The organism is Streptomyces sp. NPDC039465, assembly GCF_055639315.1.
Genome location: NZ_JBVKAP010000007.1, coordinates 207,454 through 228,903, shown reverse-complemented (window position 1 = coordinate 228,903; position 21,450 = coordinate 207,454). Strand labels below are relative to the sequence as shown.

Annotated in this window: 21 protein-coding genes, 1 tRNA gene and 1 pseudogene; 16 read left to right on the top strand and 7 right to left on the bottom strand. The window is 73.5% G+C overall.

Translation table 11 applies throughout. The annotated features are described in order from the left end of the window. The first annotated feature begins 3 nt into the window (after positions 1–3). From galU to ACZ7LT_RS23795, 7 genes are all read left to right on the top strand, one after another. The gene (gene galU, locus ACZ7LT_RS23825) at positions 4–906 is read left to right on the top strand and encodes a UTP--glucose-1-phosphate uridylyltransferase GalU (protein ID WP_471238105.1); all 903 of its coding nucleotides are present in this window, start codon (positions 4–6) and stop codon (positions 904–906) included. A gap of 4 nt (positions 907–910) precedes the next feature. After that, positions 911–2,233 carry a molybdotransferase-like divisome protein Glp gene (glp, locus tag ACZ7LT_RS23820; RefSeq protein ID WP_471238104.1) on the top strand — a complete coding sequence of 441 codons (1,323 nt, stop codon included), beginning with the start codon at positions 911–913 and terminating at the stop codon, positions 2,231–2,233. 119 nt (positions 2,234–2,352) lie between these two features. After that, positions 2,353–2,832, top strand: coding sequence for a cyclic pyranopterin monophosphate synthase MoaC (gene moaC, locus ACZ7LT_RS23815; protein WP_471238103.1), 480 nt, complete (start codon positions 2,353–2,355; stop codon positions 2,830–2,832). Beyond that, positions 2,829–3,566 (top strand): MogA/MoaB family molybdenum cofactor biosynthesis protein, encoded by a 738-nt coding sequence (locus ACZ7LT_RS23810; protein ID WP_471238102.1) that lies wholly within the window; start codon positions 2,829–2,831, stop codon positions 3,564–3,566. The genes moaC and ACZ7LT_RS23810 overlap by 4 nt, the downstream gene beginning before the upstream one ends. Continuing rightward, complete coding sequence (locus ACZ7LT_RS23805) at positions 3,563–4,183, top strand: GNAT family N-acetyltransferase (protein ID WP_471238101.1); 621 nt, start codon at positions 3,563–3,565, stop codon at positions 4,181–4,183. Before ACZ7LT_RS23810 ends, ACZ7LT_RS23805 begins: the two co-directional genes overlap by 4 nt. A gap of 165 nt (positions 4,184–4,348) precedes the next feature. Then, positions 4,349–5,371 (top strand): divisome protein SepX/GlpR, encoded by a 1,023-nt coding sequence (gene sepX / locus ACZ7LT_RS23800; protein WP_471238100.1) that lies wholly within the window; start codon positions 4,349–4,351, stop codon positions 5,369–5,371. 74 nt (positions 5,372–5,445) lie between these two features. Next, a tRNA-Ala gene (locus ACZ7LT_RS23795) sits at positions 5,446–5,522 on the top strand. A gap of 80 nt (positions 5,523–5,602) precedes the next feature. On the opposite strand, the gene ACZ7LT_RS23790 is transcribed toward ACZ7LT_RS23795, so the two are convergent. Further along, positions 5,603–6,502, bottom strand: coding sequence for a nitroreductase/quinone reductase family protein (locus ACZ7LT_RS23790; RefSeq protein WP_471238099.1), 900 nt, complete (start codon positions 6,500–6,502; stop codon positions 5,603–5,605). Positions 6,503–6,758: 256 nt separating this feature from the next. Next, positions 6,759–7,919, bottom strand: coding sequence for an FAD-dependent monooxygenase (locus tag ACZ7LT_RS23785; protein ID WP_471238098.1), 1,161 nt, complete (start codon positions 7,917–7,919; stop codon positions 6,759–6,761). Between the two features lie 90 nt (positions 7,920–8,009). On the opposite strand from ACZ7LT_RS23785, the gene ACZ7LT_RS23780 reads away from it, so the two are divergent. Beyond that, complete coding sequence (locus ACZ7LT_RS23780; protein WP_471238097.1) at positions 8,010–8,570, top strand: TetR/AcrR family transcriptional regulator; 561 nt, start codon at positions 8,010–8,012, stop codon at positions 8,568–8,570. Between the two features lie 2 nt (positions 8,571–8,572). On the opposite strand, the gene ACZ7LT_RS23775 is transcribed toward ACZ7LT_RS23780, so the two are convergent. Both ACZ7LT_RS23775 and ACZ7LT_RS23770 read right to left on the bottom strand, forming a co-directional pair. Further along, entirely contained in the window at positions 8,573–8,803 is a 231-nt protein-coding gene (locus tag ACZ7LT_RS23775; protein ID WP_471238096.1) for a hypothetical protein, read from the bottom strand. A 277-nt stretch (positions 8,804–9,080) separates the two neighbouring features. Then, a pseudogene (locus ACZ7LT_RS23770) lies at positions 9,081–9,326 on the bottom strand (M17 family peptidase N-terminal domain-containing protein); the annotation flags it as partial. A gap of 39 nt (positions 9,327–9,365) precedes the next feature. Between ACZ7LT_RS23770 and ACZ7LT_RS23765 the strand changes: the two are divergent. Next, the gene (locus tag ACZ7LT_RS23765; protein ID WP_471238095.1) at positions 9,366–9,590 is read left to right on the top strand and encodes a hypothetical protein; all 225 of its coding nucleotides are present in this window, start codon (positions 9,366–9,368) and stop codon (positions 9,588–9,590) included. Between the two features lie 16 nt (positions 9,591–9,606). Here the strand turns inward: ACZ7LT_RS23765 and ACZ7LT_RS23760 are convergent, their stop codons facing one another. Next, the gene (locus tag ACZ7LT_RS23760) at positions 9,607–10,086 is read right to left on the bottom strand and encodes a GNAT family N-acetyltransferase (protein ID WP_471238094.1); all 480 of its coding nucleotides are present in this window, start codon (positions 10,084–10,086) and stop codon (positions 9,607–9,609) included. Positions 10,087–10,138: 52 nt separating this feature from the next. Between ACZ7LT_RS23760 and ACZ7LT_RS23755 the strand changes: the two genes are divergently transcribed. The 7 genes from ACZ7LT_RS23755 (at position 10,139) to ACZ7LT_RS23725 (ending at position 19,678) form a co-directional block, all read left to right on the top strand. After that, positions 10,139–10,960 (top strand): exodeoxyribonuclease III, encoded by an 822-nt coding sequence (locus ACZ7LT_RS23755; protein WP_471238093.1) that lies wholly within the window; start codon positions 10,139–10,141, stop codon positions 10,958–10,960. A gap of 177 nt (positions 10,961–11,137) precedes the next feature. Further along, positions 11,138–11,914 (top strand): hypothetical protein, encoded by a 777-nt coding sequence (locus ACZ7LT_RS23750; RefSeq protein WP_471238092.1) that lies wholly within the window; start codon positions 11,138–11,140, stop codon positions 11,912–11,914. Further along, the gene (locus ACZ7LT_RS23745; RefSeq protein WP_471238091.1) at positions 11,911–14,169 is read left to right on the top strand and encodes a hypothetical protein; all 2,259 of its coding nucleotides are present in this window, start codon (positions 11,911–11,913) and stop codon (positions 14,167–14,169) included. Before ACZ7LT_RS23750 ends, ACZ7LT_RS23745 begins: the two co-directional genes overlap by 4 nt. A 1-nt stretch (position 14,170) precedes the next feature. Then, positions 14,171–15,967 carry a vWA domain-containing protein gene (locus ACZ7LT_RS23740; RefSeq protein WP_471238090.1) on the top strand — a complete coding sequence of 599 codons (1,797 nt, stop codon included), beginning with the start codon at positions 14,171–14,173 and terminating at the stop codon, positions 15,965–15,967. A 68-nt stretch (positions 15,968–16,035) separates the two neighbouring features. Next, entirely contained in the window at positions 16,036–16,713 is a 678-nt protein-coding gene (locus ACZ7LT_RS23735; protein WP_471238089.1) for a vWA domain-containing protein, read from the top strand. A 2-nt stretch (positions 16,714–16,715) separates the two neighbouring features. Further along, positions 16,716–18,029 carry a protein phosphatase 2C domain-containing protein gene (locus ACZ7LT_RS23730; protein WP_471238088.1) on the top strand — a complete coding sequence of 438 codons (1,314 nt, stop codon included), beginning with the start codon at positions 16,716–16,718 and terminating at the stop codon, positions 18,027–18,029. Continuing rightward, positions 18,026–19,678 (top strand): serine/threonine-protein kinase, encoded by a 1,653-nt coding sequence (locus tag ACZ7LT_RS23725; RefSeq protein ID WP_471238087.1) that lies wholly within the window; start codon positions 18,026–18,028, stop codon positions 19,676–19,678. The genes ACZ7LT_RS23730 and ACZ7LT_RS23725 overlap by 4 nt, the downstream gene beginning before the upstream one ends. Positions 19,679–19,943: 265 nt before the next feature. Here ACZ7LT_RS23725 and ACZ7LT_RS23720 read toward each other — a convergent pair whose 3' ends face one another. Both ACZ7LT_RS23720 and ACZ7LT_RS23715 read right to left on the bottom strand, forming a co-directional pair. Further along, the gene (locus tag ACZ7LT_RS23720) at positions 19,944–20,648 is read right to left on the bottom strand and encodes a Crp/Fnr family transcriptional regulator (RefSeq protein WP_471238085.1); all 705 of its coding nucleotides are present in this window, start codon (positions 20,646–20,648) and stop codon (positions 19,944–19,946) included. 36 nt (positions 20,649–20,684) lie between these two features. Beyond that, entirely contained in the window at positions 20,685–21,368 is a 684-nt protein-coding gene (locus ACZ7LT_RS23715; protein WP_471238354.1) for a MerR family transcriptional regulator, read from the bottom strand. Between the last annotated feature and the right edge of the window lie 82 nt (positions 21,369–21,450).

The following is a 21,450-nucleotide window of genomic DNA, read 5'->3' as shown; positions in this document are numbered from 1 at the left end:
CGCATGACTCAGTCGCCCTTCAGGATCAGCAAGGCTGTCATCCCGGCCGCCGGCCTCGGAACCCGGTTCCTGCCGGCCACCAAGGCCACTCCCAAAGAGATGCTGCCTGTCGTCGACAAGCCCGCGATCCAGTACGTGGTCGAGGAGGCCGTCGGCGCCGGACTCACCGATGTCCTGATGGTCACCGGGCGCAACAAGCGGCCGCTGGAGGACCACTTCGACCGCAATTACGAGCTGGAGGAGGCCCTTCTCAAGAAGGGCGACCAGGACCGGCTCGCGAAGGTCCAGCAGTCCAGCGACCTCGCCACCATGCACTACGTGCGTCAGGGCGACCCCCGCGGCCTCGGCCACGCCGTCCTGTGCGCGGCCCCGCACGTCGGCGACCAGCCCTTCGCGGTCCTCCTCGGCGACGACCTCATCGACCCGCGCGACCCGCTGCTCTCCCGCATGGTCGAGGTCCAGGAGCGCGAGGGCGGCAGCGTCATCGCCCTGATGGAGGTCGAACCCGCCCAGATCGGGCTCTACGGCTGCGCCGCCGTCGAGGCCACCGTCGACTCCGACGTCGTCAAGGTGACGAACTTGGTGGAGAAGCCGGATCCGGGTGAGGCGCCCAGCAACTACGCCATCATCGGCCGGTATGTCCTGGATCCGGCGATCTTCGCGATACTGCGGGAGACCGAGCCGGGCCGCGGCGGCGAGATCCAGCTCACCGACGCGCTGCAGAAACTCGCCGCGGACGAGAAGGTCGGCGGCCCGGTGCACGGAGTCGTCTTCAAGGGCCGCCGCTATGACACCGGTGACCGTGGCGACTACCTGCGTGCCATTGTCAGACTGGCGTGCGAACGTGAAGACCTGGGCCCGGAGTTCCGGACCTGGCTTCGCAGTTACGTCACCGAGGAGATGTAGCACCTTGAGCAGCACGGCAGCATCGCCGTCCGCCGGCCTCTGGTCGGTCGACGAGCACCTGGACGACATTCTCGCCACGGTCAAGCCGCTCGACCCCATCGAGCTCCAGCTGCCCGAGGCCCAGGGCTGCGTCCTCGTGGAGGACGTCACGGTGCCGGTCGCGCTGCCGCCCTTCGACAACAGCTCCATGGACGGGTACGCGGTCCGGGTCGCCGACGTCGCCGGCGCCACGGAGGAGTACCCGGCCGTCCTCACCGTCGTCGGCGACGTCGCCGCCGGCAGCGACGGCCAGCTCGCCGTCGGCCCCGGGCAGGCGGCCCGCATCATGACCGGCGCGCCGCTGCCGCCCGGTGCCGAGGCCGTCGTCCCGGTCGAGTGGACCGACGGCGGCACGGGCGGGGGAGCGGCCACCACCATGCGCCCGGCCGGGGCCGCGCCCGAGGGCGCGAGCGGCGAGGTCCGGGTCCACCGCCCGGTCGAGGCCCGCTCCCACGTCCGCGCGCGCGGCAGCGACGTCCAGGCAGGCGACCTGGCGCTGATGGCCGGCACGGTCCTCGGCCCGCCCCAGATCGGGCTGCTCGCCGCGATCGGCCGCGGCACGGTCCGGGTCCGCCCCCGCCCGCGCGTCGTGGTCATCTCCACCGGCAGCGAACTGGTCCAGCCCGGCGACGAATTGGCCCAGGGCCAGATCTACGACTCCAACAGCTTCGCGCTGGCCGCCGCCGCCCGGGACGCCGGAGCCATCGCCTACCGGGTCGGCGCGGTCACCGACGATGCCGAGACCCTGCGCGCCGCCATCGAGGACCAGCTGCTCCGCGCCGACCTGCTGGTCACCACCGGCGGGGTCAGCGTCGGCGCGTACGACGTCGTCAAGGAGGCCCTGTCCTCCGTAGGCGACGAGGACGAGCCCGGCGGCGGCGTCGACTTCCGCAAGCTCGCCATGCAGCCCGGCAAGCCCCAGGGCTTCGGCTCGATCGGCCGCGACCACACCCCCCTGCTGGCCCTGCCCGGCAACCCCGTCTCCTCGTACGTCTCCTTCGAGCTGTTCGTACGCCCCGCGATCCGCGCCCTGATGGGCCGCGAGGATCTGCACCGGCCCCGCGCGCGTGCCGTGCTCAAGGCCGAGTCGGCGCTCACCTCCCCGGCCGGCAAGCGCCAGTTCCTGCGCGGGACGTACGACGCGCGGAGCGGCACGGTCACTCCGGTGGGCGGCACCGGCTCCCATCTGATCGCCGCCCTCGCGCACGCCGACGCGCTGCTCGTGGTCCCGGAGGACACGACGTCGGTCAAGCCGGGCGACGAGCTGGACGTGGTCCTGATCGGCTGAGAGGGGGCCGGTGGCGGTACGGTGTCTGGCGCTGTGCCTTCCGGGGGACGTCCCCCGGACCTCCGCTCGCCGAGCAGGCCGTGCGGGGAACCGGCGCCAGAACGCGAGGCGGAGTCCAGTTGAGTACGCAAGGCAGGCTGACCCACATCGACGACGCCGGGGCGGCCCGTATGGTCGACGTCTCCGGCAAGGACGTCACCGCCCGCACCGCGCGGGCCAGCGGCCGGGTCCTGGTCTCGCCGCGCGTGATCGAGCTGCTCCGGGGCGAGGGGGTCCCCAAAGGCGACGCCCTCGCCACCGCCCGGATCGCCGGGATCATGGGGGCCAAGCGCACCCCGGACCTGATCCCGCTCTGCCATCCCCTCGCCGTCTCCGGGGTGACCCTGGACCTCACCGTCGCCGACGACGCGGTGGAGATCACCGCGACCGTGAAGACGACGGACCGCACCGGCGTCGAGATGGAGGCGCTGACGGCCGTGTCGGTCGCCGCGCTGACCGTCGTGGACATGGTGAAGGCGGTCGACAAGGCCGCGGTGATCTCGGACGTCCGGGTCGAGAAGAAGACAGGCGGAAAGTCGGGCGACTGGAGCCGCGCGTGAACCCCGGACAGCACCGCGAAACGCACGCGGCGCCCGTGACGCACGCGGCGCCGGCGACGCACGAGACGCACGCAGCCCACGCGGCGCCGGAGAGTCACGCAGTCCACGGGACGCAATCAGCGCACCAGGCGCACGAGGCGCACGCAGCCCCCGCGGGGCACAGCGCCCACGCGCGCCACACCGCCCACGCGTCGCACAGCACGCACGCCACCCACGGTGAGCGCCCGGCCGGCGAGGGCACTCCGCCCGGCTCGTACCGCGCGCTCGTCGTCACCGCCTCCAACCGGGCCGCGGCCGGGGTGTACGAGGACAAGGGCGGCCCGGTCCTCGCCGAGGGGCTCGCCGCGCTCGGCTTCGCCGTCGACGGCCCGCAGGTGGTCCCCGACGGCGACCCGGTCGAGGCGGCGCTGCGGACCGCGGTGGACGCCGCGTACGACGTGGTGGTCACCACCGGCGGCACGGGCATCTCGCCCACCGATGCCACCCCCGACGTCACCCGCCGCGTCCTCGACTACGAGATCCCCGGCATCCCCGAGGCGATCCGCGCCTACGGCCGGGAGAAGGTCCCCACCGCCGCGCTCTCCCGCGGCCTCGCCGGGGTCGCCGGCCGCACCCTGATCGTCAACCTGCCGGGCTCGCCCGGCGGCGTGCGCGACGGTCTCGCCGCCCTGGAGCCGCTGCTGGTCCACGCGGTCGACCAGCTGCGCGGCGGCGACCACCCCAGACCGTCATGATCCCGTCCTGGCCCGTGGTCCTGGCGGACGGCGACGTCGTGCTGCGGCCGATAAAGCCGCGCGACCAGCGGGCCTGGCGCGAGGTGAACCGGCGCAACCGCGACTGGCTGCGCCCCTGGGAGGCGACCATCCCGCCGCCCGCGCCCGGCGGCCCGGTCGCCCAGCGGCCCACGTACCGGCAGATGGTCCGCCATCTGCGGGCCGAGGCCAACGCCGGCCGAATGCTGCCGTTCGTGATCGAGTACCAGGGCCGGCTCGTCGGCCAGATCACCGTGGCGGGGATCACATGGGGCTCGATGTGCTCGGGTCATGTCGGCTACTGGGTCGACCGGGACGTCGCGGGCCGTGGGGTGATGCCGACGGCGGTGGCGCTCGCCGTCGACCACTGCTTCCGCACGGTCGGGCTGCACCGGATGGAAGTCTGCATTCGCCCGGAGAACGGGCCCAGCCGGCGCGTTGTGGAGAAATTGGGATTCCGCGAGGAAGGCCTGCGCCCCCGCTACCTCCACATCGACGGCGCGTGGCGTGACCATCTTGTCTACGCGCTGACGGCGGAGGAGGTCCCCGACGGGCTGCTGCGCCGCTGGCACCGGGCCCGACCTGGGACCCCGCGCTAGACCATGCACTGACCCGCGAATGACATAAACGTTCGAATTAATTCATCGGTTGACCATCAACTGATCTGAAGAGTCATAAAAAAAGTCAGTGATATCAGCCAGATCGTGCGACACACCGGCTCAATTGGCCGATCCCCCTACGCAAACCCCTCTACGGTGTGAGGCGTGAGCAGCAGCGGCCTCATCTACGCAGTCATCGTCGGGGCCTGGGCCGCCTACTTGGTGCCGATGTGGCTCCGCAGGCAGGACGAGCTCAACGAGGCTCGTCCGACGGAACGCTTCAGCACCGCCATCCGGCTGCTGTCCGGACGGGCGGGCATGGAGCGCCGGTACGCCAAGGAGCTGCGGGAGCGCGACGCCGAGTCGGTTCCAGCCGTGGACCCGGACGCCGTGACGGACCGTTTGGACTCCGTCGACGTCCGGGCCTTCGCCGCGCCTCCGGACCACACGGAGGCGCGGATCGAGATCCCCGCGCCCGCCCCGGCCCGCCCCCGCCCGAACCGGGCCGCGGCCGAACGGGCCCGGCGCGGCAAGGTCCTGGCCCGCCGCCGGCGCACCACGGTCGTGCTCTTCCTCGCCTTCACGCTCGGCGCGATCGTCGCCGCGGTCGGCGGGCTCGCCTTCCTGTGGGCGCCCGCGATCCCGGCCGTGCTGCTGAGCGCGTACATCGTGCATCTGCGCGCCCAGGAGCGGCGCCGTTTCGTGTACGTGATGGACCGCCGCCGCGCCGAGGTGGCCGCCCAGCGGTTGCGCGAGAGCCGCTCGCGCCGCCCGGCCGACGCGTCGGAGCCGGACGGGGAGACGCCCCACCCGGAGCCCGAGCCCGCCCCCGTGGTCTCCCCGCAGGAGGCCGGCCGCCGTGCGCTGGTCGAGCAGACCGACCACGCGGAGTGGGTCGACCAGCAGCGCGAGCGCGGCCCGGCCCGTGGCGACAGCTGGGATCCCGTGCCGGTCCCGCTGCCCACGTACGTCACCGCCCCGGTGGCGCCCCGTGCGACCGGTGGTGTGGATGTGACGGACCCGGAGACCTGGAGCTCGGCCCGCTCCTCCACGGCCGACCCGACCCCGGCCCCCACTCCGCCGCCGGCCCGCCGTACCCCGCCGCCGCGCCGGACCCGCGACCACGGCCGCACGCCGCTCTTCGACCAGTACGAGGACGACGACAGGCCGCGCGCGGCCAACGAATGAGGCCCGGGGGCTGACCAGCGGGGTACGGATTTCCGACCACCCCGATCGGGATGCTAATGTTTCACACGTCGCAAGGGCCTGTGGCGCAGTCTGGTAGCGCACCTCGTTCGCATCGAGGGGGTCTGGGGTTCAAATCCCCACAGGTCCACCAGCGCACGACGAGATCCCGTCCGATCATCACGATCGGGCGGGATCTCGCGTTTCCGGCCCCGCGCGGGGCCGGAACACGCCTCACGGACCGGTGGGCAGGGGGATCTCGGCGAGGAGCGGCAGGATCGTCTCCTCCTCGAAGGTGAGGTGGGAGCGGAGTTCCTCGGTCATGCGGTCCAGTTCGGCGGTGAAGCGGCCGGGGTCCGCCGTGGCGAGGTCGGCGAGCAGGGCGAGGAGTTCGCCGTTGATGCGCGTGACCGTGGTGTGTTCGGCGCGCAGCCGGGCGAAGGCGTCGGCCAGGTGCGGATGGTGCTCGGCGAGGGCCGGGAACATATGGGTGTCCTCGCTGATGTGGTGGAACTCCAGGGACTCGCAGAACGCCAGGCAGTGCTGGCGGAGCTGGAGGCCGAGGCCGGGGGCCGGGGGTGCGCCCGGGCCGGTGTGGGCGGCGCGGGCGGCGAAGTGGGCCGTGGCCTCGGCGCGTACGTGATCGAGCTGGGCGCGCAGCCAGGCGTGGACCTCAAGGAGCTTGTCGGCCACGGTCCTGATCTCGCGCGGGGCGTCTGCCGGGGGATCGGCGCGCTCCAGGACGACGACCGGCAGCAGGCGGGTGGTGTTCCGCTGGTACTCGCCGTAGCCCGGTTCGGCGCGGACGACCTGGGCGAACAGCTCGGTGCGGCGGTCGCCTTCGGCGGGGACGGCGACCGCCTCGAACTCCTCGGTGCCGAGCTCCACGCGCACCAGGGGGTGGGCGAGGAGGTTGTGGTACCAGGCGGGGTGGTGCGGGGCGCCGGCCGCCGAGGCGACGATGAGGAGCAGGCCGTCGTGGCGGACGTAGCCGAGGGGGGTGGTGTGCTCGCGGCCCGAGCGGGCGCCGGTCGTGGTCAGCAGGAGCAGATCGCCGCCCTCGAAGGGGCCGCCGACCTGGCCGCCGTTGGCGCGGAACTCGTCGATCACGGACTGGTTGAACGAAGTGGGCATGGGTGTGCTGTCTCTCCGGACGCAAGAAAAAGGGGGAAGGGAGCTGCGCGCGCCGGGGTACGAGCTGGAGTGACGAGCTGTGCGTACGCGGGGGCGCGCCGAGGTCGGGCTCAGCCCGTGGTGTGTGAACTCATGACGTGGTCCCTGAGTGAAGGTGCTCGCCCGGCTGCCGATCTGCCCACTTCTCTTTGATCGGCGCCACGCGGCACGCGGACCATTACAACCACCCCCCGTTCCCCCTGTCAACGAACGATCTTCACCTCGCGGCTGTGTGCAAGGCGGGTGGCGTCCAGTCCGCATGGCGCAGGATCGCCCGGACGGCCACGGCCGAGGGGGTCAGCCGCATCGCCGCGTTCCGCAGACTCACGCCCAGGGGATGCGCGAGCTGCTGGCCCATCCGGCCCGCCCGGCGCGCCGCGAGAGCCACCGCCTGGCTGCGCGGGCGGCGCTCGGCGTCGTAACGAGCAAGGGCGGTACGGGAATCGGGCGCGGCGGACACGGCTGCCGCCAGGGTCGCCGCGTCCTCCAGGGCCTGGCAGGCGCCCTGCCCCAGATGCGGGGTCATCGCATGGGCGGCGTCGCCGAGCAGGGCGACCCGGCCGACGGTGAACGTGGGCAGGGGGGTGGCCAGTTCGGCCACGTCGTGGTGGAGGACGGCGGCCGGGTCGGTCGCCGCGAGGAGCTGCGGGATGGGGGCGTGCCAGCCGCCGAAGCGGCGCCGGAGCTCGGCGAGCGGGTGGGGGAAGCGCACCCCGGCCGGGGCGTTGAGCACCGCGTGCCACTCGGCGCGGCCGTCCGCGAACCTGATGTGGCCGAACTCCTCGCCCCGGCCCCAGGTCAGTTCGAAGTCGCCGGCCGCCTCGACGGCGTCGCGCGTGATCGCGCGCAGGACGGTGGAGCCGCTGTGGGACGGACCGGGGGCGTCGGGGAGAAGGGCCGTACGGACCCGGCTGCCGATGCCGTCGGCCGCCACGACCAGCTCGGCGTCCAGGGTGCCTTCGGTGGTGGTCACCCGGCCGGAATCGGGGTCGACGGAGAGGGCCTCGGCGATCCGCAGGGTCCCTTCGGGCAGCGGGTCGCGCAGCAGCCGGTGGAGCGTGGCGCGCGGGATGCCCACGATCGAGGAGCCCAGGGCGCGTTCGAGTGCCTCGCCGTCCATCCGGGCGAGCAGGCGGCCGGAGGGTGTGCGGGTCGCGCCAGTGAGCTGGCGGTGCGCCGCAGCGCGGATCCGCGGACCGACGCCGAGGGCGTCCAGGGCCCGCAGGCCGTTGGCCGCGAGCGAGATGCCCGCGCCCGCGTCGTCGAGGACCGGCGCGCGCTCGACGACGGTGACGCGCCAGCCGATGCGCAGGAGTCCAAGGGCCGCCGCGAGCCCGCCGATGCCGCCGCCGATGACCACCGCTGTTCCGGGGTGCACGGTCTCCTCCCATCCGCGGCCCGACAGCCGCACTCTTCTACACCTGTAGAAGGAGGTTACTGCCGCCTCCTACAGGTGTAGAAAGGTGGGGTGACCAAGGATCGCCGTACCGTCCTCGCCGACGCCGCCGTCGAGGTCCTCGCCGACGGCGGAATCCGGGCGCTCACCCACCGCGCCGTCGACGCCGCCGCGGGCATGCCCGCCGGGACCACCTCCGCCTACTTCCGAACCCGCGCCGCGCTGCTGACCGCGCTCGTACGGCGCCTGGTGGAGCGGGACCAGGCCGAGTTGGAGGCCGCCGGAAGTCAGGCGCCCGCCCCCGCCGACGCCGCCGAACTCACCGCGGCGCTCGTCGCCTTCAGCCGCGCCCGGCTGGTGGGGGAGGGGCGGCGGCGGTCGCTGGCGCGCTACGCCTGCGCGGTGGAGAGCGTGCACCATCCGGAGCTGCGGGAGATCATGACGCCCCGCGAGAACCGCGGCCGGGCGGCCGTCCGGGACTTCCTCGCCGGGCAGGGCGCCCCGGACCCGGAAGGACGCACGGTGACCCTGCTGGCCTGCGTCGACGGGCTCGTCTTCGAACGGCTCGTGGCGGGCGGCGACGACGTGGACGCGCAGGCCGTCGGACGGCTGGTCGCCGCCGCGCTCGGCTGACCTCACCGCCCCCGGAGCGCCTCAAGCAGCGTCCGGACGCCGAAACCCGTGCTGCCGTGCGGGACTTCGTCGTACGGGCCCTCGTCGTTGTAGGCCGGGCCGCCGATGTCGAGATGCGCCCAGGCGGTGGCCGTCGGGGCGAAGTCCTGGAGGAAGAGCGCCGCCTGGACGGTGTCGCCGTGGCGGGGGGAGCAGTTGACGCGGGGCCCGCGAGCCCAGCCGGGCCAGGCCACGCCCCTCGTAGACCGTGCAGCTCAGCCCGGCCGCCTGGGCGAGGCGCTCGACCCGCTGCGCGAACCGGGTCGGGGTTAGCACCCCCGGCGGGCAGTTGACGAGATCCCGGGCCAGGCACGTGCCGTCGGCGACGGCGAGCGCCTCGGCGAGGGCCAGGGGCTCGGCCGGGGAGCCGGAGGTGGCCACGATCACCACGGCCGACGGAGGGCCTGGTCTCTTCGAGCGGTACGCGTCGAAGCGGTACGAGGCGAGCGCCGCGCCCTCCGCCACTGCGCGGACCCGGTCGGTGGCCGGGACCGACCCGCTCTGCGCCAGGGCGAGATCGAGCCGGAGCGTACGGACCGGTCCCGCCGCCCGTACGGCCGCCGCCGCCGCGCGCCGGAACGTGGCCGCAGTCGCCGAACCGGCCGGGCCGAGACCGACGTTCAGGACCACCGAGCGGCCGTCGGACGACGGCTCGGCGACGACCTGCCCGGGCCGGGCGACGAACCCGCGCTGGTCAGCGAGCGGATCCCGGAGCAGGTCCGGGGCCGGGTCCTCGGGCTGCAGAACGCGGTCTCCATGACGGCGGTTCCGCTGGGGACCCTCGGCGCCGGCGTCCTGGTCGAGTGGATCGGGCTGTGCCAGACCGGCGCCCTGCTCGGGGTGGCCTGGGGCGTGGTGGCGCTCACCGTGGTGCTGCTGCCGGCCCTGCGCCCCCTCGACGCGGGCGGCGGCAGCGGATCGGAAGCCGGCGCCGAGGGCGCGTCCGCGTCCCCGGCAGGTCCGGCCGTCGCCGAGCCGTAGGCCCCGCCGGGCGGGCTCAGCCCAGCGGCTTGGCGAAGCAGCGGCTGTTGGAGTAGTCCCGGTAGAGGCCGAATTTCGCGCACGGCTCGTAGCCGCTGGAGGTGTACAGCGCGATCGCCTCCGGCTGCTGGTCGCCCGTCTCCAGCACCATCCGGATCCGGCCCGCGGCGCGCGCGTCGTCCTCCAGGGCCGCCAGGATGCGGCGGGCCAGGCCGAGACCGCGGGCCTCGGGGACCACGAACATGCGCTTCAGCTCGGCGTCGCCGTCCGAGTAACGCTCCTCGTTCTCGTCCTGGACACGCCAGCCGCCCGTGGCGACCGCCTGGCCCTCGGCGTCGTACGCCATGAGGTACAGGCCCGACGGCGGGGCGAACATCGCCGGGTCGAGTGGCGTGATGTCGCCCCCGTCGCCGTAGCGCGCGGCGTACTCGAGCTGCACCTGGTCGTTGAGCTTGACCGCGTCCGGGTGGTCGAAGGGCATCGGTCGTATATCCATGCGTAGTATCGTACATGTATGCACCCGCTGCTCCCGGAGGTAGGGTGCCGGGATGCTCACTGTCACGACCGCGAATGTAAATGGACTCCGCGCCGCAGCCAAGAAGGGCTTCGTGGAGTGGCTCGCCGCGACCGGCGCCGACGTGGTGTGCCTCCAGGAGGTACGGGCCGAGGCGGCGCAGCTCCCCGAGGAGGTGCGCACCCCCGAGGGCTGGTTCACCGTTCACGCCCCGGCGGCCGCCAAGGGGCGCGCGGGCGTCTCCCTCTACACCCGGCGCGAGCCCGACCAGGTGCGGATCGGCTTCGGGTCGTCCGAGTTCGACGGCAGCGGCCGGTACGTGGAGGCCGACCTGCCCGGCGTCACCGTCGCCAGCCTCTACCTCCCCTCCGGGGAGGTCGGCACCGAGCGGCAGGACGAGAAGATCCGTTTCATGGACGAGTTCCTCCCCTACCTCAAGGGGCTCAAGGAGCGCGCGGCCGCCGACGGCCGCGAGGTCCTGGTCTGCGGTGACTGGAACATCGCCCACCAGGAGGCTGACCTCAAGAACTGGCGGGCCAACAGGAAGTCCTCCGGCTTCCTGCCCGAGGAGCGCGCCTGGCTGACCCGCGTCTTCGACGAGGCCGGCTACGTCGACGTGGTCCGCGCCCTCCACCCGGACCAGGAAGGCCCGTATTCCTGGTGGTCCTACCGCGGCCGCGCCTTCGACAACGACACCGGCTGGCGCATCGACTACCAGGTCGCCACCCCCGGCCTCGCCGCCCGCGCGGTCAAGGCCTGGGTCGAGCGGGCCGCCAGCCACCCCGAGCGGTGGAGCGACCACGCCCCCGTCACCGCCGTTTACGAGCTCCAGGCGCAAGGTCCCGTGCGGTCATGACGAGGGCGTACGGAGGCGCACATGGCGCACGCCCCGGCGCGTTCAGCGGGCCTCGGCAGCGGTGATTCGGCCATTTCTCGCTGTGTGTCAATTGGCGTAGACCCAGCGGAGTTTGGTGCCGTACTACTGGGGCGACTGATCGAGTAGTTGCTCCAGGAAGCGCTTGGGGAGGCACCCATGCCTGGTGACGTCAAGCAGTACTGGGTCGTGGTGCTGGACATGGAAAACTCCAGTTCGCGCCCCGATCCGATCCTTGGTTCGCTGAACACCGCGATGCACGAGGTCGTCGAGGAGGCCCGGAAACGGGCCGGGTTGCCGGACGACGGCATAGCCGTCGAGGACCGCGGCGACGGCATGCTGATGATCTTTCCGGCGTCGGTGTCACCGATCGATCTGGTCGGCGGCTTCATCCGGGCTCTTGACGACGAGCTCAAGCAGCGGGCGGTCATCTACAGCGCCGCCCACGCCATGCGGTTCCGGGTCGCCGCCCACCTGGGCTTCGCCTCGTGGAACGGCCGGAGCTGGACCGGCGGCGCGGTCAACGACACCTGCGCCCTCGCCGAGGCCGGCCCGCTGCGCGGCGTCCTCGCCGCCGCCACCTCCGCGCGCATGGTCTTCGCCGTGTCCGACCAGATCTACCAGAGCCTCGTCCGGCACGGACATCTCTCCATCGACCCGGCCACGTACCTCCCGATGGCGTTTCGCACCAAGCACGGCGAGACCGTCAGCAGTTGGGTGACCGTGCCGGGCTACCCGGCCCCGCCCGGGCTGACCGGCGAGGAGCAGCAGCCCCCGGCCTCCGGCCCCGCGCCCGGCGCACCCGGGACGACCGGACTGCCTCCGGCTCCGGCCCCCGGCAGCGTCACCAACATCGTCAACGGCACGGTCCACGGCGACCTCGTCCAGGGCCACAAGATCGACACCATCAACTTCAACCGGCCGGGGCAGCCATGACCACCACCACGGGGGGAGCGCCGGCCGCCGGCGCGACCGGGGGACCGGCGGCCGGTCCGGCGGGCGGTACGGGGGGCACGCCGGGCGGCGCGGGGGGCAACCCCGCCCCGCCGCCCGGCGCCGCACCGCCCGCCACGGGGGACGGGGCGCAGGGAGCGCCGGCCGGAGCGGGGGCCACGGGGGCGGCGGGCGGCACGGGGGAGCCGCCCCGCTCGGGCCCCGGCTCCGCGCCCTTCGAGGCCACCGGCCAGATGGGCGAGGGCTCCCTGCGCCACGACCGGCTTCGCAACGCCTTCGCCAACGTGCAGGGCGATGTCGTCGGCGGGAACAAGTACATCCAGCTCATCAGCGGCACGCAGAAGCGGCTGCGCCCCCTCTCCCCGCTCCTGGAGGAGCGGGTGCGGTTCGCCTACGAGGAGCCGCCGGGCCTGGCCGACGCCCGGGAGGCGCTGTTCAGCCGCCACCTGCTGATCCTGCGCGGCGCCCCCGGCTACGGAAAGACCGCCATGGCGGTCCGGCTCCTCCAGGGCATGGGTGCCCTGACCAAGTACCACCTGGACAGCGATGTCGACTTCGCCTCGCTCGCCGACCATCTGGAGCGCGGCGGCGAGGGCATCGAGCGCGGCGTCTGCTTCCTGCTCGACCAGCCCTCCGACATCGCCTCCCTGCGCGGCGAGGTGTACGAGAAGGTGCAGGGCGCCCTCGCCCTCGCCGGGGCCTGGCTGGTCATCACCGTCGCCGGGACCGGAGTGACCGACGGCGAACTGCTCACCGCCGTCGTCGAGGTGACCGAACCGCCCGACCAGCGGGGCATCGTCGCCGCACATCTGCGCTGGCGCCTCGGCGACGCCGTACGCGACCGGATCCTGGCCCTGGCCGAGATCGGCAACCTGCTCGACGAGCTCCTCTCCGGCGACCCGGCGTGCCGGCAGGCCGCCGACCTGGCGGCCGCGATCAGCGAGGAGTACGAGACCGGACAGCTGGACCCGGAGCGGATCAAGGAGCGGCGGGCCCGCCTCGACGACGAGGACTTCGACATCTGGGTCGAGGGCCTCAAGGAGCCGGCCGTCCGCAGCCTCGCCCTCGCGCTGGCCGTGCTCAACGGACTGCCTCAGGAGTACATCGCCTCCGCCGCGCGCTCCCTGCGCGAACGGCTGGAGGACGACCGCCCCCATGTGCTGATGGCCGCGCCCGGCGGCGAGCCGCCCCGGCTCAAGGACCCCTTCGCCGCCCCGCGCCGCACCCAGCTGACCCGGCTGCGCGCACGGGACACCGCCAAGGAGGATGGCGAGCCGGGCCGGGCCCTGGAGTACAAGGACCCGTCCTACCCGCCGCGGGTCCTGCGGCACGCCTGGGCGCAGTACGAGATACAGGCCGAGCTCCTCGACTGGCTCGCCGAGCTGGTCGTCGACCCCGCCGAGGAGGTCCGGGTCTACGCGGCCGCCGCCCTTGGCGTGCTCGCCGCCGAGTCGTACACGTACCTCTGCGACCGGGTCTTCCACCGCTGGGCCGGCAGCGAGAGCCCCTACCAGCGGGACGCCGTCGCCTACGCGCTCCAGGTCGCCTCGGACGAGCCATGGATCGCCGAGCGGACGAACATCCTGGTGGAGGGGTGGTTCACGGATCGCGGCCGGCCGTACGTCCAGGCCACCGCGGCGCGGGTGCACGGCATGGGGGAGGACCTGGAGCGGGCGGTGGCAGCGCTCGACCGGCTCACCGTCGTCGACCGGGCGGCCGTCGCCGTCGCCGTCGGCCGCAGCTTCACCGACCTCCTCGCCCGGGACTCCGACGGCACGGGCCTGGTCCTGCGCACCCTCCACGCCCGCTCCGCGGACCACCGGGGGCGGCCCACGGCGCTGCTGGCCTTCCTCATCGTCGCGGCGCAGCTCGTGGTGGAGCGTGAGGAGTGGGGGACGGGCGGGACCGTGGAGAGCTGGCCCGCGCTGCTCCATCTCGCCCACCACCGCGAGGAGTTACGCGGCTCGTTCGTCGCGCTGTGGCGCGAGGCGCTGAACCAGGCCGACTTCGGCGGCGAGGCCCAGCAGGTGCTGCGCAACTGGGCGGCGCTGGCCGAACGGGACCCGGCGCTGCGGGAGATGTTCCAGCTGATGGTCGGGGCGGTCGCCTACGGAGACCCGAGGACCGGCCGGATCCTGCGGCGGTGCGCCGCCGACTGGACCGACCCGGAGGAGCTGGCGCCGCTGCCGCTCACCGCCGCGGTCGTCCATGCCCAGCTCGATCTCGAAAGGGTGTGACATGACGCTCTCGCTGATCCTCAACAACCGCCCCGTGCCCCGCGGGCAGCTGGGCACCCTGACCAACCTCCCGCCCAACTTCGCGGTCGTTTACGCCGTCGACGGCGGCGGCTGGGAGGTGGAGACGGCCAAGCACCGCACGATGACCCAGCGGATGCTGAACAAGAACAGGCTCTGCCACGTCGTCGACCTGGGCGACCACCGCCGTACCGCCAAGCTCACCAAGACGCCGCTGACCTGCAAGGACCAGGCCCACCGCTTCGAGGCGACGATCGACGTCGGGTTCAGGGTCCACGATCCGGTGGCGGTGGTGCGCAGCGCGCTGCCCGATGTGCTCACCGCCGTCTACCCGCCGCTGGTGAAGCGGCTGCGGCCGCACGCCGCCCAGTTCGACATCGACGAGGCCTTCGAGGCACAGGCCAGGATCAACGGCGCGCTGGCGCTGCCGATGGCGCTGCCCGAGGGCATCACCCTCTACTACTGCGACGTCCAGCTCGAACCGGACGAGGCGGCACGGGAGTTCATCCGCAGCCGGACCAAGGCGGGCCGGGACTCCGTCCTCGGCCGCATCGAGCACACCGCGTCCGTCGGCCACACCCGCCACGAGCAGATCATCGAGGACATCAAGCAGCAGGGCCGGATCCAGCGGGAGATGCAGGAGCGCGAGGCGCTCGCGGCCGTACGCCTCGACTTCCGCTCCATCGTGATGGAGCACCTGGCCAAGCACCCCGGCGACACCGAGAAGGCCATGGACCTGCTGATGCGCTGGGAGGAGAGCCAGCGCGGGCAGGCCCTCGACCTGGAGCAGCGCCAGGTCGAGATGGTCCGCTACATGATCGACAAGGGGATCGTGCGGGAGGTGGACCTGCCCGGCCTGCGCGACGGGGTCCTCGGCGCGAACGCCATGCTGGGCGGCGCGCTCACCGCCGGCACGGGCGCGGCCCCGGCGCTGCTCCCGCCGCCGCTCACCGCGCCGGTGGCCCAGCCCGCTCAGCAGGCCCCGGCCTCCTCGCCGGCCGGCCCGGGCGCCGCGTCCCCGCCCCCGCCGGCGACCGTGCCATGGGGCGGGACCCGGCCCGACACGGCTCCGTCCACGCAGCCCTCCGGCGACCCGGCACCCACGGTCCGCGACGCCCGCCCGGCGGCCGTCGGCCTCGCCCCGGTCTACGTCGTCCTCGACACCTCGCCCGCGGCGGCTCCCTGCGTCCCGCAACTGCGCGACGCCCTGCGGTCGTTGCAGTCGCTGCTGGCCAACAGCCCTGATGTGGCCTCGGCCGTACGGCTGTCGGTGCTGGCCTTCGCCGACACCGTGGACGTCCGGCTGCCGCTGACGCAGGTGTCCTGGCAGACCGGGGTCCCCGACCTCCAGCCGGGCATCGGCTGCCGCTACGAACCCGTCTTCCGCCGGCTCCTGGAGCTCGTACCGCTGGAGATGGAACGGCTCAAGCAGCAGGCCCGCGTGAACCGCCCCACCGTCTTCCTGCTCACGGCGGGCGACCCGGAGGACGGCGGCCAGTGGCAGGCCGCCCACCAGCGGCTGCTCCAGCACCACTACCGGCCGAACATCGTCTCCTGCGGCATCGGCCGGATCGACCGCCGCACGGTGGCGCGGATCGCCAGCCCGGCGGAGTTCGCCCTCGCGGCGGATCCGCACGCGGACCTCGCCGAGGCGGCGGCGCAGTTCTCGATGCTGCTCCAGAACACCGTGCTCCATCTGGGCCGCAGCGCCGTCGCGGGCTCCTCGGAGCTGAGCCTGCAGCGCCCGCAGGGGCTGAGCCCGGTCGACGGCGTCGACTAGCTCCGGGGCGGCCCCGACCCGAGCGTTCCACAGATCGCGTACAGATCGAGTAGAGAGAGTCGAGAGACATGGCCGAAACGCAAGGGCAGTTGCTGCCTGTGTACGTCCTGGCCGACGAGTCCGGTTCGATGCATCCGTACGTCGGCGATCTCAACGCCGGGCTCGCCTCGCTGCACCGGGCGCTGCTCGGCGAACCGATGGCCGCGGCCAAGGTCCGGTTCTCCGTGATCGGGTTCGCCAACAGCGTCACCGAGCGGCTGATACTCGCTGATCTGCGGGCCGAGAGTGAGCTGCCCCGGCTCACCGCGAGCGGCGGGACCAGCTACGAGGCCGCGTTCGCGGCGCTCCTGCGGCGTATCCCGCAGGACGTCGACACCCTCAAGAGCCAGGGCTACCGCGTGCACCGGCCCGCGGTGTTCTTCCTCAGCGACGGCCAGCCCAATTTCGGGGAGGCCTGGCAGGACCGACACCGTGAGCTCACCGACCGTTCGGTGACCAAGGCGGCGCCGAACATCATCGCCTGCGGGATCGGGCAGGCCCAGGCGGAGACGATGCTGAGCGTCGCCACCCAGGCGGAGTTCGCGTTCATCTCGGTGCCGGGCGCGCAGCTGGGCGAGTCCATCGCCCAGTTCTTCACCGCGCTCACCAAGAGCGTCGTGGAGTCGGGCAACGCGATGGCGTCCGGCAGCGCCGAGCTGGTGGTGGAGAAGCCGGAGGGCTTCCGCCTCGCGATCGACGAGGTGTGAGCGTGCCGAACTTCCCGTTCGGGAAGCGGCGGGAGCCGGAGCGGAAGGACCGCTCCGGCCCCCGGCCCGCGTCCGTGCCCCCGCCGAAGCCGCCGCCCCCGCTGCCCGCTGCCTCCTCACCCCCGGCGTACGAACCACCGCCGTACGAGCCCCCGCCGCCTTACGAGCCGCCGCCGTACGAGCCACCTCCGCCGTATGAACCACCGCCCTACGAGCCTCCGCCGTACGAGCCGCCAAAGAGCGGCCGCGAGGCGAAGGCGCCCACCCGGCCCTCCTCACCTTCCACTCCGTCCCCGCAGGTCCCTGCGGCCTCTCGGCCCCCCGGGGCCCAGGCCCCGCCGGAGCCGCGCCGCGAGAAGGGGGCGCGGCACGCCGGGCGGCCCTCGCCGGACCGGTGGGCGCGGATCGTGCTGGGCCGGCCGAGCCCGGAGTTCGAGCCGAAGCCGCCGCCGTCCGACCCGTACCGCCCCGACACGCTCTTCGACGGCTGGTCGACCCCGGCGATCACGGTCCGGCTCGCCTCCGTGCGCGGCGACGCGCACCGCTACGGCGGCCAGCCCCGCCAGGACGACATCGCGGTCGCGGTGCACGAGCGGACCGGCGCGGTGGTCTTCGCCGTCGCCGACGGGGTCTCGCAGGCGAAGCAGTCCCATGTGGGCGCGGCGCTGGCCTGCCGTACGGCCGTGCAGGACGTGATGCGGCAGCTCGACGGTGGCAAGGCGGAGGTGGACTGGCGGCGGACCGTGTCGGCGGCCGCGTACCAGCTGGTCATGCGGGTCACCGGGGGCGCCGAGGCGAGTGCGGAGCAGCGCAGGGAGGCGCAGAGCCTGCTGGCCACGACGCTGGTGACCGGCCTGGTCCAGCCCCTGGAGCGAGGCCAGCTCGGGGTCCATCTGGCGCACGTCGGCGACAGCGGCGCCTGGCTGCTGCACCGCGGCGCCTTCCACCCGCTGCTCGGCGGCAAGACCGAGCGGGAGGACGGGATCTTCTCGTCGTCCGTGCGGGCGCTGCCGTGGGTGCCGCCGCAGATCGAGGGCACGTTGTTCACCGTCCCGGAGGACGGGGCGCTGCTGGTGGGGACGGACGGCTTCGGCGATCCGCTGGGCGACGGCACCGGCATGGTCGGGCAGACCATCAAGCTGGAGCTGAACCGCCCGCCGCGTGAGCCGCGCGCGCTCGCCCAGCTCCTCGACTTCTCCCGGGAGACCTTCGACGACGACCGCACACTGCTGGCGATCTGGCCGCGCCACCGGCTGGAGGAGGCCGGCGGCGGCCCCGCCGGTACGGCGACGGGGACGGGTGGGGCGGTGGGATGAGCGGAGCGGCGCCGGGCGCGATGGACATCAGCAAGGTCGTCAAGGAGCGGAAGTTCAACTCCGGCGGGCAGGGTTCGGTCTGGGCGGTGAAGGACAGGACGATCAACGGAGTGTGGCCGGTGGCGTACAAGGAGTACCACCCGGCCACCCGCGGCCAGTTGAAGGCGGACGTGCTCGCCCAGATGGTCGCCTTCATGCCGGACCTGCCGCGCGGCACCGGGCAGTGGCTGGCGGAGTGCTCGGCCTGGCCGGCGGCGCTGGTCAAGGACGCGGCGGGGGTGAGCGGCTTCCTGATGCGGCAGATCCCGCCCGGCTTCTTCCGGGAGCTGAACTTCGAGCCGGGGGTGAAGAAGCCCGCCGGGTTCCAGTACCTGCTCAACAGCCCCGGCTATCTGAAGACGGCCGGGATCCCGCTCTCGCACCGGCATCGGTTCGAGCTGCTGCTCGACTTCGCCCGGATCCTTGGTCGGCTGCACTCCCTCGGGGTCGTGGTGGGCGACATGTCACCCAACAACGTGCTGTTCACGCTGGAGGGCACGCCCGCCTGCTTCCTCATCGACTGCGACGCCATGCTCCTGAACGGGCGGTGGGCGCTCCCGCCGGTGGAGACGCCGGGCTGGCAGCTGCGCCAGGGGGAGCGGCTGGGCAGCGCGCGCGGGGACGCGTACAAGTTCGGTCTGCTCGCCGCGCGGCTCTTTCACGGCGAACAGCACGGCGAGGACCTGGCGCCGCTGAAGCAGGCGGACGCGGCGGTGGGGGCGCTGGCCGAACGCAGCCTGTGGGCCGATCCCATGGCCCGGCCGACCCTGGAGGAGTGGGTGCCCGCCCTGGCGAACGCGGCGGCCACGGCGCCGACGACGGTGGGGGTGCCGCCCCCGCGCCGGCCCAGGGCCCAGACGCAGACCCAGACGACGCAGAGGCCGCGGCCGACTCCCACGCAGGCACAGGGGCTTACGGTGCCGGCGCCCCCGGTCGCCACCCAGCCGGCGTTCACCGCCTCCGCGCCGGCCAAGGGGCGGTTCGGCCGGTGGCTGGCCGGGCTGTTCGGGCTCGTGCTGGTGGCCGTGCTGTTCGGGCCCCAGGTCTACGAATGGGCGGGCGACGCGGTGGCCGGTGAGAGCGGGTTCGGCACCCGCAGCGCCTCCGAGGGCATGGGCAGCAGCGGGGGAGGGGGCGAGGGCAGCGCCACCCCCGCCTCCGTGGAGGGCCAGGCCCGCGCGCTGGACAGCCTGCTCAAACGGAACGAAGGCAACCGCGGCAGCGTGGTGGACGCGGTCCGGCTGATGACGTCCTGCCCCGGCGACTCCCGGCTCCGCGAGGCCAAGGGGGTCTTCGAGGACGCAGCGAAGGAGCGGGACGGTCTCGTACGGGATCTGTCGGCGCTGGACCTCCGGCTGCTGCCCTCGTCCACGACCTCGAACCTGAGCACGGGCTGGGAGGCCTCGGCCGACGCCGACCGGGCCTATGCCCGGGTGGCGGAGGAGATGATGAGCGGCTGCTCGGCCGAGGCGCTGCGCTCCTCCACACCGTGGCAGGAGGCGGCCGACGCCAGCGGCCGCGCCACCGCCGCGAAGAAGGACTTCGTGGCCGACTGGAATCCGCTGGCGCGGAAGTACGGACTGACCACCCTGACCGAGGGCGAGGTCTGATCCGCGGCAGCGCGTGAACGGCCTGCCGCCGGGCGCCCGCCGCGACGTCGGCTTCGCCGGGGCGAGCGGCGTCCCCGGCTGCTGCGGGCCGGGGCTGCTGGGTCGCCGGCCGGTGCCGGCAGGTGCACCCGCGCTGACCGCGGCCCGCCAGGGTCGCGTCGAACAGCGTCCGGCCCTCCGGCACGGTGATCGCCCGCGAGGCCGGAACGCCCGGGCTCCGAGGTGGCGTCAGGCCGCGCGGTGCGCGACCGCCTCCGAGGGGGCGTCAGGCCGCGCCGGTGCCGATCCGTTTCAGTTCGTCCGGGCGGTCGATGGTCAGCCGCTCCCGCCCCGTGGTCACCCAGCCGCGGCCGCGCCACTGCTCGAAGACGCGGCTGACGGTCCGGCGTGAGCTGAGGACGAGTCCGGCGAAGTCGTCCTGGGACAGCGGCAGGGCGATCAGTACGGAGCCGTTGCCCTCGGGGCGGCCGTACTCCGCGCCGAGTTCGAGCAGCAGCGCGGCGAGCCGGGCCTGCACCGCCTCGGACCCGGCCGCCGCGCGGTGGCCGTCCGCCTCGCGCAGCCGCGCGGAGAGCACCTGCTGGAGGGCGAGCGCGATGCCGGGAGCGGCCCGGGCGGCGTCGCGGAACGGCGCCGCGGCCAGCCACAGCGCCTCGACGCGGGTGAGCGCGGTGAGGGTGGCCGAGCGTGGCCCGCCGTCGAAGGCGGCCTGTTCGCCGAGGAGGTCCCCGGCGTTGCGGATGGCGAGGACGGCCTGGTAGCCGGCGGCGGAGTTGGCGGAGACCTTGACGCAGCCGCGCCGGACGACGAGGAGGTGGTCGGTGAGGTCGTACTGCCGTATCAGGGTGTCCTTGGCCGGGAATCCGACCGGTCGTCCGATGCGCAGCAGCGTGGCGCGGGCGTCTTCGTCGAGGAGGGACCAGAACGGCATCCGGCGGCCTGGCGGGCGACGGTGCGGTGCGCTGTCCATGGGCGCACTATAGCCACGGCGTACGCCGGTCAGACCTCAGCGCGCGCGGTCAATTACCTCTGCCTCGGCGGCATTTGACGGCGCCGAGGGTGACGGCTGCGACGCGTCCTCGCGCAGCCTGCGGTCCAGGGCCATGGACAGCTCCGCCTCCACCACGCTCTTGGCGAGCGGGCGCAGCCGGGCGATGTCCTCCTCCTGCGCGTGGGTGCGCAGCAGATCGGTGAAGAGCCCGGCGAGGGCGTCGGCGTGCTCGCGGACCCGGCGTCCGGCGGCCAGGACGGCGGCGAGCGGAACGCCTTCCTTGACGAGGGCGGCCGACACGTCGAGGAGGCGGCGGCTGATGTGGACGATCTCGTCGCCGTCGGTGGCGAGATAGCCGAGGTCGAGGGCGGACTTGAGGTTCTCGGGGGTGACCTCGCCCTCGAAGTAGTCGGCGAGTTCCTGGGGGGTGAGCCGGACGGGCTCCTCCTCGGTGGGGGCGCCCAGGCCCAGCACCTCGCTGACGTTCTTGCCGCTCTCGAAGGCGGTGTTGAGGTCGGCGATGCCGTTGAGGGTGTGGCCGCGCTCCAGGAGGGCGGCGATGGTGCGGAGTTTGGCCAGGTGGTGGGAGTCGTACCAAGCGATACGGCCTTCCCGGCGCGGGGGCTGGATCAGTCCGCGTTCGCGGTAGAAGCGCAGGGTGCGCACGGTGATGCCGGCCGCCTCGGCCAGCTCCTCCATGCGATATTCGCGTACGTCCGATCCTTCGTCCACACGGGCCAGCCTATGTTGTACCGCGAGTAACCTTCCCTCGCGTGACCCC